The sequence below is a fragment of the Rhizobium sp. Root1212 genome, assembly GCF_001424985.1.
In the GTDB taxonomy this organism is placed as follows: Bacteria; Pseudomonadota; Alphaproteobacteria; order Rhizobiales; family Rhizobiaceae; genus Pararhizobium.
Genome location: NZ_LMDA01000001.1, coordinates 157210 through 173233 on the forward strand (window position 1 = coordinate 157210; position 16024 = coordinate 173233).

Below are 16024 nucleotides of genomic sequence, written 5' to 3' on the forward strand. Positions count from 1 at the left end.
GCGGCACCGCGGGCACGCCAGAGGCGCGTCCATGCGCGCCGGCTGCACGAACCCAATGGCCGAATGGCGCCGGCGAAGGCCTGAGATGAAACTGATCGAGCGCTACATATTGAGGCGGGCGACGGGCATGTTCCTCGCCACGCTGCTTCCGCTCCTGGCGATCGTGTGGGTCACGCAGGCGCTGACCAGCGTCAATCTCGTCACCGACAGCGGCCAGTCGATCTTCGCCTTCCTCAAGCTCGCGACACTGATCCTGCCCTCGATCGTGCCGCTGATCCTGCCCTTCGCGCTGGTGATCGGCGTGGCGCAGGTGCTGACGGCGATGAACACCGATTCGGAACTGACCGTGCTTGCCGCCGCCGGCAGCTCGCGCATGACGATCATCCGGCCGGTGCTCTATCTCGGCCTCGGGCTGAGCGTGCTTTCCTTCGCGGTCGATAATTTCGTCGAGCCCTATTCGCGCATGGCCGTGCGCAAGATGATCGCGACCGCGCATGCCGATCTGCTCTCTTCCGTCGTGCAGGAAAATACCTTCCGCAAGATCGCCGACGGCCTTTATGTTCAGGTCGCCTCGCGCCGCAGCGGCGGTGTGCTGCACGGCATCTTCGTCGCCGATTCGCGCAATCCCGCCTATGAACTCGTCTATTATGCCCGCGAGGGCGCCGTCGATGAAACCAGCTCGGCGCTGGTGATGAAGGATGGCGAAGTGCATCGCAAGCTGCCGGACGGCGGCGTCTCGATCATCAAGTTCGATTCCTATGCCTTCGACCTCACCGACATGACGCGCATGGCCGGCGAAGCCAATATCCGGGCCAAGGACCGCGACCTGCCCTATCTTTTCCACCCTGATCCGAACGATCCGGTGCTCAAGAAGGACCCGCTTTCCTTTACCGCCGAGCTCAACCGCCGTTTCACGGAATGGACCTACCCATTCCTGTTTGCGCTGATCGCGCTGGTGTTTTCGAGCGATGCGCGCTCGCACCGCGAGGCACGCCTGCACCCCATGGTTTCGGCGCTGCTGACCTGTCTCTTCATCCGCTGGATGACCTTTTATGCCGGCAACAGCGCCGAGGAATCGCTCGCCTTCGTGCCGGTCATGTATCTCATCCCGCTGGTGACCGGATATCTGGCGGTGCGCCATCTTTTCGGCAACCGGCGGCTGGAAATACCGGTCACCTGGGAGAAATTCGCCAAGGAGCGGCTGGTACGGCTCGGGCTGATGCGCGCGCAGACCTCCGTTGACGGAGGCCAGACGCCGTGATTCTCACCTCGACGCTCGGGCGCTATTTCTTCAGACGCTATGCCGTCACCACCTTCTGGTTCCTGACGGGCATTTTCTCGCTGATCTTCATCATCGATTTCAGCGAGCTTTCAAGCCGCATGTCGCAGTTGCCGCATTATTCGATCGGCGGCGGGCTGTTGATGACGGCCTTGCGCATTCCGATGATCCTGCAGCAGACCGTGCCCTTCGTGGCGCTGTTTTCCGGCATGGCGGCGCTGATTTCGCTGAACCGACGCTACGAGCTTGTCGTGACGCGGGCGGCGGGCATATCGGTCTGGCAGTTCCTGCAGCCTTTCGTTGCCGGCGCCTTCCTGTTCGGCGCGCTTACCGTCGCCGCGCTCAACCCCCTCGCCGCCTGGGGCGCGAGCAAGGCCGAAGCGCTTGAGGCGTCATGGGGCAGCAGCTCTGCGGCACGCACGAATCTGCGAATCCCGTGGCTGCGTCAGATCTACAAGGGCGACGATACGATCATCGGCGCACGTTCGCTGCAGGACGGCGGACAGACGCTGATCGGGGTCACGGTGATCCACTTTGATCCACAGGGACAGATCGTTCTTCGGCAGGATGCACAGAGCGCAAAACTCGAAAATGGTTACTGGCTTCTTAACAAGGTAACCGAGAACCGCAGCGGAGAATTGACGCGCAATCTCGAAACGGCACAGCTGCCGACCAACCTGAAGCCGGAATTCATTCAGGAAACCTTGACCAAGCCTGATTCCATTCAGTTTTTCGATCTGCGGCACAAGATCGAGGTGGCCAAGTCCTTCGGCTTCCCGACGGGCGGCATGGAAACGCAGTTTCACTCCATGCTGGCGCTGCCTCTGCTTTTGGTTGCAATGACGCTGATCGCTGCAAGCGTCTCATTAAAATTTAGCCGGTTTAACCAATCCCGGCCGGTGATTCTCGGTGGCATCCTTTCGGGCTTCGTGCTTTATGTCGTCACCGTGCTTGTCAAAGCATTCGGGAGTAGCGGTGTTGTTCCTCCCTTCGTTGCAGCCTGGTTGCCCGTCGTCGTGGCGATGGCACTGGGGGCGACGATCTTGTTGCATGAGGAAGATGGCTAGTGGCGGCAGGCAACCGCAAATATAACAGGCTGCTGATAGCCATTCTCACGTCCGGCGTCGCCCTTTCGGCGGTGACTGCGGGGACGACTGCGCCTGCATGGGCGCAACCGGCGAATCTCGATTCGCTGCAGCCGTCCATGCCCGACGACGCCAAGATGCTGCTTTCGGCAAACGAGCTTGTCTATAACAGGGACACCGAGCGCGTCATCGTGCGCGGCGCGGTGCAGATCAATTACGGCGGCTACCAGATGGTGGCCCAGCAGGTGGAATACAGCCAGAAGACCGGCCGCATCATCGCCACCGGCGAAATCGAGCTGATCGAGCCCGGCGGCAACAAGATCTATGCCGATCGCATGGACGTGACCGACGATTTCGGCAACGGCTTCGTCGAGGCCATGCGCATCGAGACGACCGACCTCACCAAGCTGGCGGCCGTCAGCGGGGAGCGCGTGAACGGCGAGGAGATCATCCTCAATCATGCCGTCTACACCGCCTGCACCCCCTGCGCGACCAACCCGAATCACAAGTCGCTGTGGCAGATCAAGGCGCAGCGCATCATACAGAACGGCCGTACCCATACCGTTCGGCTGGAGAACGCCCAGTTCGAGCTGTTCGGCAAGCCGCTGGTCTATCTGCCGACACTCGAAATTCCGGATCATACGGTGAAGCGCAAGAGCGGCTTCCTGTTCCCGAAATTCCGCTACACGCAGAAGCTCGGCGCCGGCGTCAGCGTTCCCTATTACTTCGCGATCTCGCCCTATATGGATGCGACCGTGACCGCGACCGGCCTGACCAAACAGGGTTTCCTGCTGGAGGGTGAATTCCGCCAGGCCTTCGAGAGCGGGGAGCACGTGCTGCGTATGGCCGGCATCAGCCAGCTGGACCGCTCCGCCTTCTCATCCGATACGGTCGACGCCCAGGAAACCAATCGCGGCATGATCGCCTCCCACGGCAAGTTCGAGGTCAATCCGCGCTGGACCTTCGGCTGGGACGTTCTTGTCCAGAGCGACAACAATTTTGCCAAGACCTACGAGCTTTCGACCTTCGACGGCCGCACGCTGACCAATCAAGTCTACCTGACCGGTCTCGGCAAGCGTAACTACTTCGACGCCCGCGCTTTCTATTTCGACATTCAGGATGCCGATCCTGACAGCCTGGCCGAAAACAAGCAGCCGGTGGCGCAGGTGCTCGACTATACCTTCACGCCCGATACGCCGGTGGCCGGCGGCGAGCTGAACGGTACGATCAACCTGACGAACATCCACCGCAACCGCGAAGATATGTATACGGTGGACGGCGTCAACCGCTTCCCTGGTCTGAGCGGCACGGATCACCGCCTGACGGCGGAACTGGAATGGCAGCGTAATTTCATCGTTCCCGGCGGCCTCTCGCTGACGCCGTTGCTTGCAGCGCGCGGCGATATCATCGGTCTGACGATGGACGATCCCGGTGCAGCCTATACCGGCCCGTACTATAACGACGATGCGGCCACCCGCAGCATGCTGACGGCCGGTCTCGAAGCGCGCTATCCGATCCTGATGGCGACCGAAAACAGCAGCCATATCTTCGAGCCGATCGCCCAGGTCTATGTGCGCCCGGACGAAGACTATGCCGGCGGCCTGCCGAACGAGGATGCCCAAAGCTTCGTCTTCGATGCGACCTCGCTGTTCGACCGCGACAAGTTCTCCGGCTTCGACCGCATCGAAGGCGGCAGCCGTGCCAATCTCGGCTTCCGCTATACCGGCGCACTCGGCAACGGCTATGCACTGCGCGCGATTGCCGGCCAGTCCTTCCATCTCGGCGGCCTCAACTCCTTCGCGACGGACGACCTCGTGAAGGCCGGTGCCGATTCCGGTCTCGAAACCGACCGTTCGGACTATGTCTCGATGATCGGCATCGATGCGCCCTCCGGCCTGACGGCGAGCCTCAGCGGCCGTTTCGACGAACAGAGCTTCGATCTTCGTCGCGCCGACACGACGATCGGCTATGAGGGCATCCGCTGGCAGACGGCGCTGACCTATACCCGCATCGCGGCGCAGCCGACTTACGGCTCGGTCAATGATCAGGACGAAATTCAGACTGCGGCCGCCTATCGCTTCCACGATTACTGGTCGGTCTTCGGCTCGGTGACCTACGATATCGACGCGCAGATCATTACCCGCGACGGCATCGGCATCACCTATGACGATCAGGACACGCTTTTCTCGCTGGTTTACAAGCGCGAACGTGACAGCGAAGACAGTGTCGCAAACGACTGGTCGATCGGCGCGCGCCTCAGCTTCCGCACACTCGGCGACATCAATGTCGGCGACACGGAATTCGAAGGCCTCGACCAGCGATAAGCTGTTTTGCCGGGTAAAAACGGCGGATTGCCGCAAAACGGCCGGATTGCCCTGCGATCCGGCCTTTGTGGCAATCGGCAGGCCTTGTCATGCACCACCGGCACCATTATGGATTCCAGCCGATAACGGTCACGGCAACGGCCTGAGGCAGGTCCGAGGCTTAGAGAAGGACAGGACATGGGTGGAACATTTTCGATGAAGCGGGCGCTCACGGCGGCATTGGTGGCGGGTCTTCTCGCCGGCTCCGTGGTTTCGACAACGGCACCGGCGGCCTATGCCGCAAGCTCGGTTGCGGTCATCGTCAACAATGTTCCGATCACTTCCGGTGACGTCGCCAAGCGTGTCGCCTTCATGCGCCTGCAGCGGCAGGGCGGCGGCGCGGCTGAGGCCCGCAAGCAGCTGATCGACGAAGCGCTGAAGCGCGAGGAAATCCTCAGGCTGCGGGTTTCCGTCAGCAGTGCCGATGTCGATGCGGCTGTCGGCCGTTTCGCCGCCAGCAACAAGATGACGGTACAGCAGCTGGGCGGCGTTCTTGACAAGGCCGGCGTCACGCTCGATCACTTCAAGCAATATGTCGCCGTCGCCATGAGCTGGCCGCGCGCCGTTAACCTTCGCTACCGCGCCGGCAACAACGGTCGCCTTTCCAATGAGGAACTGGTGCGCCGCATGCAGGAAAACGGCGGCCAGAAGCCGGTGACCACCGAATATTTCCTGCAGCAGGTGATTTTCGTCGTGCCCGCATCCAAGCGCAACGCCATTCTCGGCAAGCGTCAGGCCGAAGCCAACGCCTCGCGCGCCAACTTTCCGGGCTGCGAACAGGCCAAGGTTTATGCCGCCACCATGCGCGACGTTTCGATCCGTAATCTCGGTCGCATGATGATCCAGGAAATTCCTGAGGACTGGAAGGGTCTGGTCGAAAAGGCCGGCGACGGCAAGACGACTGGAACGCGTGTTACCGAAAAGGGCGTCGAGTATCTCGCCATCTGCAAGAAGCGTCAGGTCAACGACGATCTTGCCGCCGAAGTCGTCTTCCGCGCCGAAGACCTCGGCAAGAAGAAAGAGGGCGGCGAAGACCCGAACAGCGTGAAGTATCTGGACGAGCTGCGTTCCAAGGCGCAGATCCTCAACAAGTAATCCTTCATGACCCCTCACCCTGCGGCGCCGCTCGCGCTTTCCATGGGCGATCCGGCCGGCATCGGGCTCGATATCAGCCTTGACGTCTGGCTGAGGCGGCGCGACTGGAACACCCCGCCCTTTCTATTGATCGGCGATCCGGCTGCGCTTTCGGCGCGTGCTAAGCTACTTGGCTATGACATCGCCATCAAGGAAGCCGGGCCGGCCGAGGCGGGCTCCGTCTTCGCGGATGCGCTGCCGGTTCTTCCGATGCCTTGTGCTGCGCCGGTGGTGGCAGGCACGCCCGACAGCGCCAATGCCGGTGCTATCATCGGCGCCATCGAGGAAGCGGTACGGCTGACGCTGGGCGGCGAGACCGCGGCGGTCGTCACTTGCCCTATCGCCAAATCCGTGCTTTACGATGCTGGCTTCGGCTTTCCCGGCCATACGGAATTTCTGGCCGATCTCGGCGAACGGGCGACCGGCAAGCCGCTGCTGCCAGTGATGATGCTCGCCGGGCCGAAGCTCAAGACCGTGCCGGTGACGATCCATATTCCGCTGAAGGATGTGCCGGGGGCGCTGACGGGCGATCTCATCTATCGCACCTGCGCGGTGACCATCGCCGATCTCAAGGCGCGGTTTGGGCTTGCGCGTCCACGGCTTGCCGTGGCGGGCCTCAACCCGCATGCCGGCGAAGGCGGGGCGCTCGGGCTGGAGGATGATACGATCATCCGTCCGGTTATCGAGCGGCTGCAGCGCGAGGGCAACGATGTTGCCGGCCCCCTGCCCGCCGATACCATGTTCCACGACCGCGCCCGCGCCACCTATGACGTGGCGATCTGCATGTATCACGATCAGGCGCTGATCCCGGCCAAGGCGCTGGGCTTCGACGACAGCGTCAATGCCACGCTTGGCCTGCCCTTCATTCGTACCTCGCCGGACCACGGCACGGCCTTCAGCCTCGCCGGCAAGGGCGTCGCCCGCTCCGACAGCCTGATGGCGGCGCTTCGGATGGCCCGCGAACTCGCCGACAACACCGAAAGGACGGCCGGCTGATGGCTGCCATCGACGGACTTCCGCCGCTGCGGGACGTGATCTCCCGTCACGGACTCGACGCCAAGAAGGCGCTCGGCCAGAATTTCCTGCTCGATCTCAACCTGACCCAGAAGATTGCCCGCACGGCGGGCTCGCTGGAGGGTGTGACGGTGATCGAGGTCGGGCCGGGTCCCGGCGGTTTAACGCGGGCCATTCTGTCGCTTGGGGCGAAGAAAGTGATCGCCATCGAGCGCGACAGCCGCTGCCTGCCGGCGCTGGCCGAAATTTCCAATCATTATCCTGGCCGCCTCGAGGTGATCGAGGGCGATGCGCTGCGGGTGGATTTCGAGACGCTGGTGACGGATGGCAGCCCGGTGAAGATCATCGCCAACCTGCCCTACAATGTCGGCACGCAGTTGCTCGTCAACTGGTTGCTTTCGAAATCGTGGCCGCCCTTCTACCAGTCCCTGACGCTGATGTTCCAGCGCGAGGTGGGGCTCAGGATCGTTGCCGAAGAGGATGACGATCATTACGGGCGGCTCGGCGTGCTTTGCGGCTGGCGCACCCATGCGCGCATGGCCTTCGATGTGCCGCCGCAGGCGTTTACGCCGCCGCCGAAGGTGACGTCGTCGGTCGTGCATCTGGAGCCGCGGGAAAACCCCATTGCCTGCCGCGTGGAAGCGCTGGAGCGCGTAACACAGGTAGCCTTCGGGCAAAGGCGCAAGATGCTGCGGCAGAGCGTGAAATCGCTCGGCGGCGAGGCGTTGCTGGCGAAGGCGGAGATCGATCCGCAGCGGCGGGCCGAAACCTTGTCCGTCGAGGAATTCTGCCGGTTGGCGAATTGTCTTTGACGGAGCGACGGAGGAGCAAACTCCAATCCCCGAGAATCGGTAGCCTCACCCCTCATCCGGCCTGTCGGCCACCTTCTCCCCGCAGGCGGGGAGAAGGGAAATGCCGCACCTTGGGAAACCTCAGAACGGGTTTTCAGTCAGCAGTCCATTGACGAAATCGAACAGGCCCGGACGGCGGTCACGGCGCAGGCGCTCGGCTTCGACGATGGCGCGGACCGAGGCGAAGGCGCTGTCCAGGTCCTCGTTCACGACGATGTAATCGTATTCCAGCCAATGCTCGATTTCCGAGCGGGAATTGGCGAGACGGGTGGCGATCACCTCTTCGGTGTCTTCGGCGCGGCGGTGAAGACGCGATTGCAGCTCGGCCATGGTTGGCGGCAGGATGAAGATCGAGACGACATCGCCGGCCATCTTTTCCTGAAGCTGCTGGGCGCCCTGCCAGTCGATGTCGAACAGCATGTCGCGGCCTTCGGCCATTGCTTCTTCAACAGCGTCGCGCGGCGTGCCGTAGAAATTGCCGTGAACCTCGGCCCATTCCAGCAGCGCATCGGCCTTGCGCAGGCCCTCGAACTCACGAATCGACTTGAAGTAATAGTGACGGCCCTCGATTTCGCTCGGGCGGCGCTGGCGGGTGGTGACGCTGACAGAAATGCTCATCTGCGGGTCGGCTTCGAGCAGATTGCGCGCGATCGTCGACTTGCCGGCGCCGGAGGGCGAGGAAATCACCAGCATGAGGCCGCGGCGGCGGATATTGATGGACGAAGGGCGGCTGACGGGGCTCATGGTCACTCCAGATTCTGGACCTGTTCACGAAACTGGTCGATGACGACCTTCAACTCAATGCCGGCCGCCGTGACGGAGGCCGCATTGGACTTCGAACAGATCGTATTCGATTCGCGGTTAAATTCCTGGGATAGGAAATCGAGTTTGCGCCCGACCGGACCGCCCTTCTCGAGAAGATCACGGGCGGCTGCGACATGGGCATGCAGCCGGTCGATCTCCTCGCGGATGTCGGCCTTGGCGGCAAGTAGCGCCACTTCGGCATAAAGCCTGTCACGGTCGAGGGAGGTGGAGCCGTCCATCAGGAGCGCCACCTGATGCGACAGGCGCGTGGCAATCGTCTCGGGGCTGCGCGACGTGTCCGCCTCGATGGTGCGGGCAAGTTCTTCGATGCGGGCGATCTGGCCGAGGAGGACGTGATGGAGGGCGGCACCCTCGGTTTCGCGCATCATCATGATGTCGTGCAGCGCAAGGCGCAGGGCCGCCATGATATCGGCGTCGCGGGCGGCCTTTTCGCCCTCTTTTTCCTCCGGCTCGCGGAACTCGACGATGCCGCGCACACCGAGCAAAGTATCGAGGCGCAGCGGCGCGGGGTCGATCAGGCCGGTCAACTGTTCGCGCAGCGACAGGACGGCCGAGAGGGCGGCCTGGTTGACGACCGTCTCGACGCCCAGCTCGCTGGCGCTGATCGTCAGGCCGATCTGCATGTTGCCGCGGGAAAACATCTCGCCGGCAAGACGCCGCACGTCCGCCTCGATGTTTTCCGTGCCGGGCGGCAGGCGCAGGCGCAGGTCCAGCCCCTTGCCGTTGACGGAGCGCAGTTCCCACGCCCAGCGATATCGGCCGGACGAGCCTTCGCGGCGGGCAAACCCGGTCATGGATTGCAATGGCATGGTTATCCTCCGGCGCCATCAGACGCCTTCATCTCTGGAGCAATCCCGGATGCGCTTCGCACGTTTGCTGGAATTGCTTTAGGCAAAATGTTTACGGCCCCGGCAGCGCCTCCCGCAAGGGGTAAGCGCGCCGGGGCCGCACGATCCACAGCTGCCGTTCGGGATTACTCCTGAACCGGCTCATCCGGGGCCGCCTTGCCGGCGGCGGCGGCCTTTTCGGCCTCCAGCTTGCGCCAGCGGCGGACATTGGCATTGTGTTCATCCAGCGTGGTCGCGAACACGTGCCCGCCGGTGCCGTCGGCGACGAAGTAGAGGTCCTTCGTGCGCGAGGGGTTGGCGACAGCTTCCAGCGCCGCCCGGCCCGGATTGGCGATCGGGGTCGGCGGCAGGCCCTTGATCATGTAGGTGTTGTAGGGCGTCTGCTTGTCGAGGTCGGATTTCAGGATCGGACGGTCGGCGGGCTTACCCTCGCCGCCGAAGATGCCGTAGATAATCGTCGGGTCGGACTGCAGCCGCATGCCCTTGTCGAGACGATTGAGGAAGACCGAGGCGACGCGCGAACGCTCGTCGGCAATGCCGGTTTCCTTCTCGACGATCGAGGCGAGCGTCAGGAATTCCTCGCGAGTGGCGATCGGCAGGTTCGGATCGCGGCGATCCCAGATCTGGTCGACCAGCGCCTTCTGCGCCGCCGACATCTGGGCGACGATCTCGGCGCGCTTGGTGCCGCGCGAGAACTTATAGGTATCGGGCCGTAGCGATCCTTCGGCCGGAAGCTCCTGCGGCAGGTTGCCTTCGAGAACCGGATCGTTGCGCAGGCGGTCGAACATCTGCTTCACCGTCAGGCCTTCCGGCAGGGAGACGGAATAGAGGATCGATTTGCCGGACTTCAGGAGCTGCATGATCTCCTGCATCGAGGAGCCGGCCTTGATCTCGTATTCGCCGGCCTTCAGCGTGTCGTCGTCGAGATAGGCTTCCGACATGAAGCGGAAGACGCGGCCATCGGTGACGATGTTGTTGCGCTCGAGATTGGAGGCGATCTCCTGGATGCCGGCGCCGTTGCGGACGATGAAATTGGTGTTGGCCGCCAGCGGACCGGGCGCCTCATAGGAGGTCATCGCATAATAGACGGTGCCGGCGGCGGCGATGGTCAGGAAAACGACGAGCGTCATCAGGAAATTCAGAAAGATGACGACCTGGCTGCGCGCCTTGCGCGAGCGCTTCTGCGGCTGCGGCACCTTTTCGGGACGAAGCGCCTCGTTTGCCGATTTGGGGATAATAGGCCCCTTGCTGCCGGCCTCGCTACGGCCGAACGGCTGAGGGCTGTTTTCGTTTGCGTCGCTCACGATCTTCCTGAATCCGGTGTTCGCACCATTCCTGTGTCTCGATTTCCCGACGCGAACTCCGGAAGAGAGCCGGGAAGAAGCAAAAACTCATGGGCAGTCGCCGACGGCGAATCGCAGTCTTCATGAAGATCAAGTCGACAGACCACCGCCCGCATCGCACGTTTGAGCCGAGCAATGCGGCAAAAGCAGGATAATCGCGAAATTATCCCCGCCTATGGCTACATTCGTGCTCCATCCGGCACAAGTGCCGGAGGGCAACGTCAATGGAAGGCTCAGGCCGTATAGCGCTTCAAAACCAGCGAAGCGTTGGTGCCACCGAAACCGAAGGAATTCGACAAAGCGACATCGACCTTGCGCTTGCGCGCCTTGTGCGGCACCAGGTCGATCTTGGTTTCGACCGAGGGATCGTCGAGGTTGAGCGTCGGCGGCACGATGTTGTCGCGGATCGCCAGCGCGCAGAAAATCGCTTCCACGGCACCGGCGGCACCGAGCAGGTGGCCAATGGCGGACTTGGTCGACGACATCGAAATGTTCGAGGCGGCATCGCCGACGACGCGCTCGACGGCGCCGAGTTCGATCGTGTCGGCCATGGTCGAGGTGCCGTGGGCGTTGATGTAGTCGATCTCGGACGGATCGAGCCCGGCACGCTTCAGCGCCATCTTCATGCAGCGATAGGCGCCGTCGCCGTCTTCCGAGGGGGCGGTGATGTGGTAGGCATCACCCGAAAGGCCGTAGCCGACGACTTCGGCATAGATCTTGGCGCCGCGGGCGAGCGCATGCTCCAGCTCTTCCAAGATGACAATGCCGGCGCCCTCGCCCATGACGAAGCCGTCGCGGTTGACGTCATAGGGGCGCGAGGCCTTGGTCGGCTCGTCATTGTGCTGGGTGGAAAGCGCCTTGCAGGCGGCGAAGCCGGCAAGCGCGATGCGCGAAATTGGAGACTCGGTGCCGCCGGCCACCATCACATCGGCATCGCCGAGCATGATCAGGCGGGCCGCGTCGCCGATGGCGTGCGCGCCGGTGGAACAGGCGGTGACGACAGAATGGTTCGGGCCGCGCAGCTTGTGGCGGATCGAGACCTGGCCGGAGGCAAGGTTGATCAGGCGGCCGGGAATGAAGAAGGGCGAAACGCGGCGCGGGCCTTTGTCGCGCAGGGTGTAGCCACCCTCGACAATGCCTTCGAGGCCGCCGATGCCGGAGCCGATGAGAACGCCCGTGGCGATCTGGTCGTCGTCGCTTTCGGGATGCCAGCCGGCATCGTCGAGCGCCATGCTGGCAGCGGCCATTGCGTAAACGATGAACGCATCGACCTTGCGCTGCTCTTTCGGCTCCATCCAGTCGTCGGCATTGTAGGTGCCGTTGGTACCGTCGCCGAAGGGAATGCGGCAGGCGATCTTGGCCGGGAGGTCCTCGACCTCGAATTCAGTCACCTTGCGGGCGGCGTTTTCGCCTGCCAGCAACCGCGACCAGCTCACCTCGGTACCACATCCCAAGGGAGATACCATGCCGGTACCGGTGATAACGACACGTCTCATGCCCGTGATCCATCCTGCCTGTTGTTTCAGAGCCGGAGCGGACCTCGTGCGTGTTGACGGACCCGTGCATCCATGCCTGAAAATGCCGATAAAGCGGCCAGGTACGGAAGCCGAGAGGCTTTCCTGAACCGCCCCTTTTGCATTCCACGGAGGAACGCACGCCCTTCCCCTCCAGGAAAGGGCTTGCGGCGGGCCGCGGCGCGCCCCGCCTTATGCCGAGATCAGGCCTGGGCCTTCTCGATGAACTTGACGGCGTCGCCGACCGTCAGGATCGAATCGGCAGCATCGTCCGGAATTTCGACGCCGAATTCTTCTTCGAAAGCCATGACCAGTTCGACGGTGTCGAGCGAGTCAGCGCCGAGGTCGTCGATGAAGCTTGCGCCTTCGGTAACCTTCTCGGCGTCAACGCCAAGATGATCGATAACAATTTTCTTCACGCGTTCTGCGGTGTCGCTCATGTCGGATTCCTCGACCTTTGTTTTCTTCTCCGGCGTCGTTCTAACGCCGGTATCTCCATAATGCCTGATAGACCAAGACGGTCCACCCGGCAATCCTTGCCAATCGGAAGAGCGGCTGCGGGCTGCCACAAGCCTGCCCTCAAGCCTTTCACATCTTCCGCCGACTGCGCACAGTCATGGCCCGATTAACACGGTTTAACTTCTGCGCAAAGCCTGAAAATCGCCGACAACGGCTTGGTCAACATGCAATTTCCGGCTTTTTCCCTGCTCTTTTCCGCCACTCGCGAACATGCCGCGAACGGCGGTCGAAAGCAGCATCAGATCATCGCCATGCCGCCGTTGACGTGGATCGTCTGTCCGGTGACGTAACCGGCCTCGTTGGAGGCGAGATAGGCGACGGCGGAGGCCACTTCCGCCGATGTTCCCATGCGCCGCATGGGGATCGCGCCCATAATCGCATCCTTCTGCTTGTCGTTGAGCTTGCCGGTCATGGCGCTCTCGATGAAGCCGGGGGCGACGCAGTTGACGGTGACGTTGCGGGTGGCGATTTCCTGGGCGAGCGACTTGGAAAAGCCGATCATGCCGGCCTTGGAGGCGCAGTAGTTGGCCTGGCCCGGATTGCCGGTAACGCCGACGACCGAGGTGATGTTGATGATGCGGCCATGGCGGCGGCGCATCATCGGGTGGGTCAGCTCGCGCGTCAGGCGGAAGACGGAGGTGAGGTTGACCTCGATGACCGCATCCCAGTCCTCGTCGCTCATGCGCACGAACAAGCCGTCCTTGGTGATGCCGGCATTGTTGACGAGGATATCGACGCCGCCGAGATCGGCTTCAGCCTTTTCGCCGAGCGCCTTGACGGCGGCGCGGTCGGCGAGGTTTGCCGGGAACAGGTGGACGCGCTCACCGAGCGAATTAGCAAGCTCTTCCAGCTTTTCGACGCGGGTGCCGTGCAGGCCGACGATGGCGCCCTGGGCATGGAGGATGCGGGCGATTTCTTCGCCGATGCCGCCGGATGCGCCGGTGACGAGGGCCTTGCGGCCGGAAAGATCGAACATGGGTTTCGTCCTTGTTTCTTGTTCGCGCTTTTAAGCGAGAAGTGTCTTGAGAGCCGCTTCGATATCGGCGGGCGTATTGACAGCGACGCCGGTCACCGACTTATCGATGCGGCGGGCAAGACCGGTCAGCACCTTGCCGGAGCCGACCTCATAAAGAGTGGTGACGCCGTTCTTGCCGAACCATTCCACGGTTTCGCGCCAACGGACCTGACCGGTGACCTGCTCGACCAGCAGGCCGGTGATGGTGGCGGCATCGGTGACCGGGGCGGCGCGCACATTGGCGATCAGCGGCACGATCGGGTTCGACGCCTTCACCTCTGCGAGGGCCGCGCGCATGGCGTCGGCGGCGGGCGCCATCAGGCTCGAATGGAAGGGCGCGGACACGGGAAGCAGGATGGCGCGCTTGGCGCCCTTTTCGGTCGCAAGGGCTGCAGCCTTTTCGACCGCTTCCTTCTCGCCCGAAATGACGAGCTGGCCGCCGCCGTTGTCGTTGGCGATCTGGCAGGCGCCGAGGGCGGACGCTTCCGTGCAGACGGCTTCGACATCGCCATGCTCGAGGCCGATGATCGCGGCCATCGCGCCCTTGCCGACGGGAACGGCCGCCTGCATGGCGTTGCCGCGGATGCGCAGGAGGCGGGCGGTATCGGCGAGCGAGAAGGTGCCGGCGGCACAGAGCGCCGAATATTCGCCGAGCGAATGGCCGGCGACATAAGCGACCTTGGACTTCAGATCCAGACCGCCCGCTTCGAGGACACGCAGCGCGGCGATAGAGACGGCCATCAGGGCCGGCTGGGCGTTTGCCGTCAGCGTCAGCGTTTCTTCCGGCCCGTTCCACATGATGTCGGAGAGCTTCTGGCCGAGGGCGTCATCGACTTCGGCGAAGACGGCGGCGGCCTGCGGGAAGGCTTCGGCAAGTTCCTTGCCCATGCCGACAGCCTGACTGCCCTGGCCGGGAAATGTAAATGCAACGCTCATGGGTCACCCTTTCCTTTTCTTCTCCATTCACATTCCTTTGCCGCGAGTCAAGGTTTGGCTCCGGGCAGGAAATGGCGGAGACCGACAATTTCAGCTTGAAACTGGCGGCAGGCGTCTTAAGTTTGCGCCGCACACAGTTCTGCCGCTCCTTCCCACATGGGAACCTCCGGCCGGCTTCCATCTTCATTCGCAACGGCTGCCGCCGCCCCTTCCGTTCGCGCAGGCGCCGCTTTTCAAATCGAGGTTCACCCTTATGCGCTATCGATCGCTCGGCTCGTCCGACATCCAGGTCTCTGAAATCTGCCTGGGCACCATGACCTGGGGCTCCCAGAACAGCGAGGCCGAGGCACACGAACAGCTCGACTATGCCTTCGCAAACGGCGTCAACTTCATCGACACCGCCGAACTCTATCCGACCACGCCGCTTTCGGCCGAGACCTACGGCAATACCGAGCGGATCATCGGCAACTGGCTCGAAAAGCGCGGCCGCCGCGACGACGTGGTGCTGGCCACCAAGATCGCCGGACCGGGTCGTCCTTATATCCGCGATGGCGGCCCGATCACGGCAGACGCCATCGGTCCGGCGCTCGATGCCAGTCTCAAGCGACTGAAGACCGATTATGTCGATCTCTACCAGTTGCACTGGCCGAATCGCGGCCATTACCATTTCCGCAACGCCTGGACCTATAATCCGTCGAAGCAGGACCGGGAAAAGGTCGCCGCCGACCTGCTCGCCATTCTCGAAGCGCTCGGCAAACAGGTGCGCGCCGGCAAGATCCGCGCCATCGGCCTTTCCAACGACACGGCCTGGGGTGCGCAGCACCTGCTGCATCTCGCCGAAAAGCACGGCCTGCCGCGCGTCGCCTCGATCCAGAACGAATACAATCTGCTCTACCGCGCCTACGATCTCGATCTGGCCGAGGTTTCGCACCACGAGAATATCGGCCTGCTCGCCTATTCGCCGCTGGCGGCCGGGCTTTTGACCGGCAAGTATCTCGGCGGCGAAAAGCCGGCGGGCTCGCGGCTTGCCATCAACGGCGATCTCGGCGGGCGCTACACGCCGCATCAGGAGCCGGCCGTTTCCGCCTATGCGGAACTGGCGCGCGCCCATGGCATCGACCCGGCGCAACTGGCGATCGCCTTCTGCCTGACCCGCCCCTTCATGGCCTCCGCCATCATCGGCGCGACCTCGATGGCGCAGCTGAAGAACGATATCGCGGCGGCAGACCTGAAGCTTTCGGATGCCGTGATGAAGGGCATTGCGGATATCTACCGCATCTATCCGATGGCGATCTGAG

The 16024-nt window shown here is 62.8% G+C and carries 14 protein-coding genes; 7 read left to right on the forward strand and 7 right to left on the reverse strand.

The window, feature by feature from the left end:
- The first annotated feature begins 85 nt into the window (after positions 1-85).
- From lptF to rsmA, 6 genes are all read left to right on the forward strand, one after another.
- Positions 86-1261, forward strand: coding sequence for an LPS export ABC transporter permease LptF (gene lptF, locus ASC86_RS00790; protein ID WP_056314920.1), 1176 nt, complete (start codon positions 86-88; stop codon positions 1259-1261).
- Positions 1261-2346 (forward strand): LPS export ABC transporter permease LptG, encoded by a 1086-nt coding sequence (gene lptG, locus ASC86_RS00795; protein WP_056318054.1) that lies wholly within the window; start codon positions 1261-1263, stop codon positions 2344-2346. The genes lptF and lptG overlap by 1 nt, the downstream gene beginning before the upstream one ends.
- Positions 2346-4688: an LPS-assembly protein LptD gene (locus ASC86_RS00800; RefSeq protein WP_056314923.1), complete on the forward strand. Its 2343-nt coding sequence runs from the start codon at positions 2346-2348 to the stop codon at positions 4686-4688. The genes lptG and ASC86_RS00800 overlap by 1 nt, the downstream gene beginning before the upstream one ends.
- Positions 4689-4865: 177 nt before the next feature.
- Positions 4866-5822: a peptidylprolyl isomerase gene (locus tag ASC86_RS00805; RefSeq protein ID WP_056314925.1), complete on the forward strand. Its 957-nt coding sequence runs from the start codon at positions 4866-4868 to the stop codon at positions 5820-5822.
- A 6-nt stretch (positions 5823-5828) separates the two neighbouring features.
- Entirely contained in the window at positions 5829-6857 is a 1029-nt protein-coding gene (gene pdxA / locus ASC86_RS00810) for a 4-hydroxythreonine-4-phosphate dehydrogenase PdxA (RefSeq protein WP_056314926.1), read from the forward strand.
- Positions 6857-7687, forward strand: coding sequence for a 16S rRNA (adenine(1518)-N(6)/adenine(1519)-N(6))-dimethyltransferase RsmA (gene rsmA / locus ASC86_RS00815; protein WP_056314928.1), 831 nt, complete (start codon positions 6857-6859; stop codon positions 7685-7687). Before pdxA ends, rsmA begins: the two co-directional genes overlap by 1 nt.
- A 120-nt stretch (positions 7688-7807) precedes the next feature.
- Here rsmA and gmk read toward each other — a convergent pair whose 3' ends face one another.
- The 7 genes from gmk to fabD form a co-directional block, all read right to left on the reverse strand.
- Positions 7808-8470 (reverse strand): guanylate kinase, encoded by a 663-nt coding sequence (gmk, locus tag ASC86_RS00820; RefSeq protein WP_056314930.1) that lies wholly within the window; start codon positions 8468-8470, stop codon positions 7808-7810.
- A gap of 2 nt (positions 8471-8472) precedes the next feature.
- Positions 8473-9360, reverse strand: a complete 888-nt coding sequence (locus ASC86_RS00825; protein ID WP_056314931.1) for a YicC/YloC family endoribonuclease — start codon at positions 9358-9360, stop codon at positions 8473-8475.
- Between the two features lie 164 nt (positions 9361-9524).
- Entirely contained in the window at positions 9525-10703 is a 1179-nt protein-coding gene (gene mltG / locus ASC86_RS00830; protein WP_056314933.1) for an endolytic transglycosylase MltG, read from the reverse strand.
- Positions 10704-10975: 272 nt separating this feature from the next.
- A complete protein-coding gene (gene fabF, locus ASC86_RS00835) occupies positions 10976-12238 on the reverse strand; it encodes a beta-ketoacyl-ACP synthase II (RefSeq protein WP_056314935.1) in 1263 nt (420 codons plus the stop codon).
- A gap of 221 nt (positions 12239-12459) precedes the next feature.
- On the reverse strand, positions 12460-12696 hold the full coding sequence (locus ASC86_RS00840; RefSeq protein ID WP_056314938.1) for an acyl carrier protein: 237 nt from the start codon (positions 12694-12696) through the stop codon (positions 12460-12462).
- 317 nt (positions 12697-13013) lie between these two features.
- Positions 13014-13751 carry a 3-oxoacyl-[acyl-carrier-protein] reductase gene (fabG, locus tag ASC86_RS00845; RefSeq protein WP_056314940.1) on the reverse strand — a complete coding sequence of 246 codons (738 nt, stop codon included), beginning with the start codon at positions 13749-13751 and terminating at the stop codon, positions 13014-13016.
- A gap of 30 nt (positions 13752-13781) precedes the next feature.
- On the reverse strand, positions 13782-14726 hold the full coding sequence (gene fabD, locus ASC86_RS00850) for an ACP S-malonyltransferase (protein ID WP_056314942.1): 945 nt from the start codon (positions 14724-14726) through the stop codon (positions 13782-13784).
- A gap of 253 nt (positions 14727-14979) precedes the next feature.
- On the opposite strand from fabD, the gene ASC86_RS00855 reads away from it, so the two are divergent.
- Entirely contained in the window at positions 14980-16023 is a 1044-nt protein-coding gene (locus ASC86_RS00855; RefSeq protein ID WP_056314944.1) for an aldo/keto reductase, read from the forward strand.
- Position 16024 lies beyond the last annotated feature (1 nt).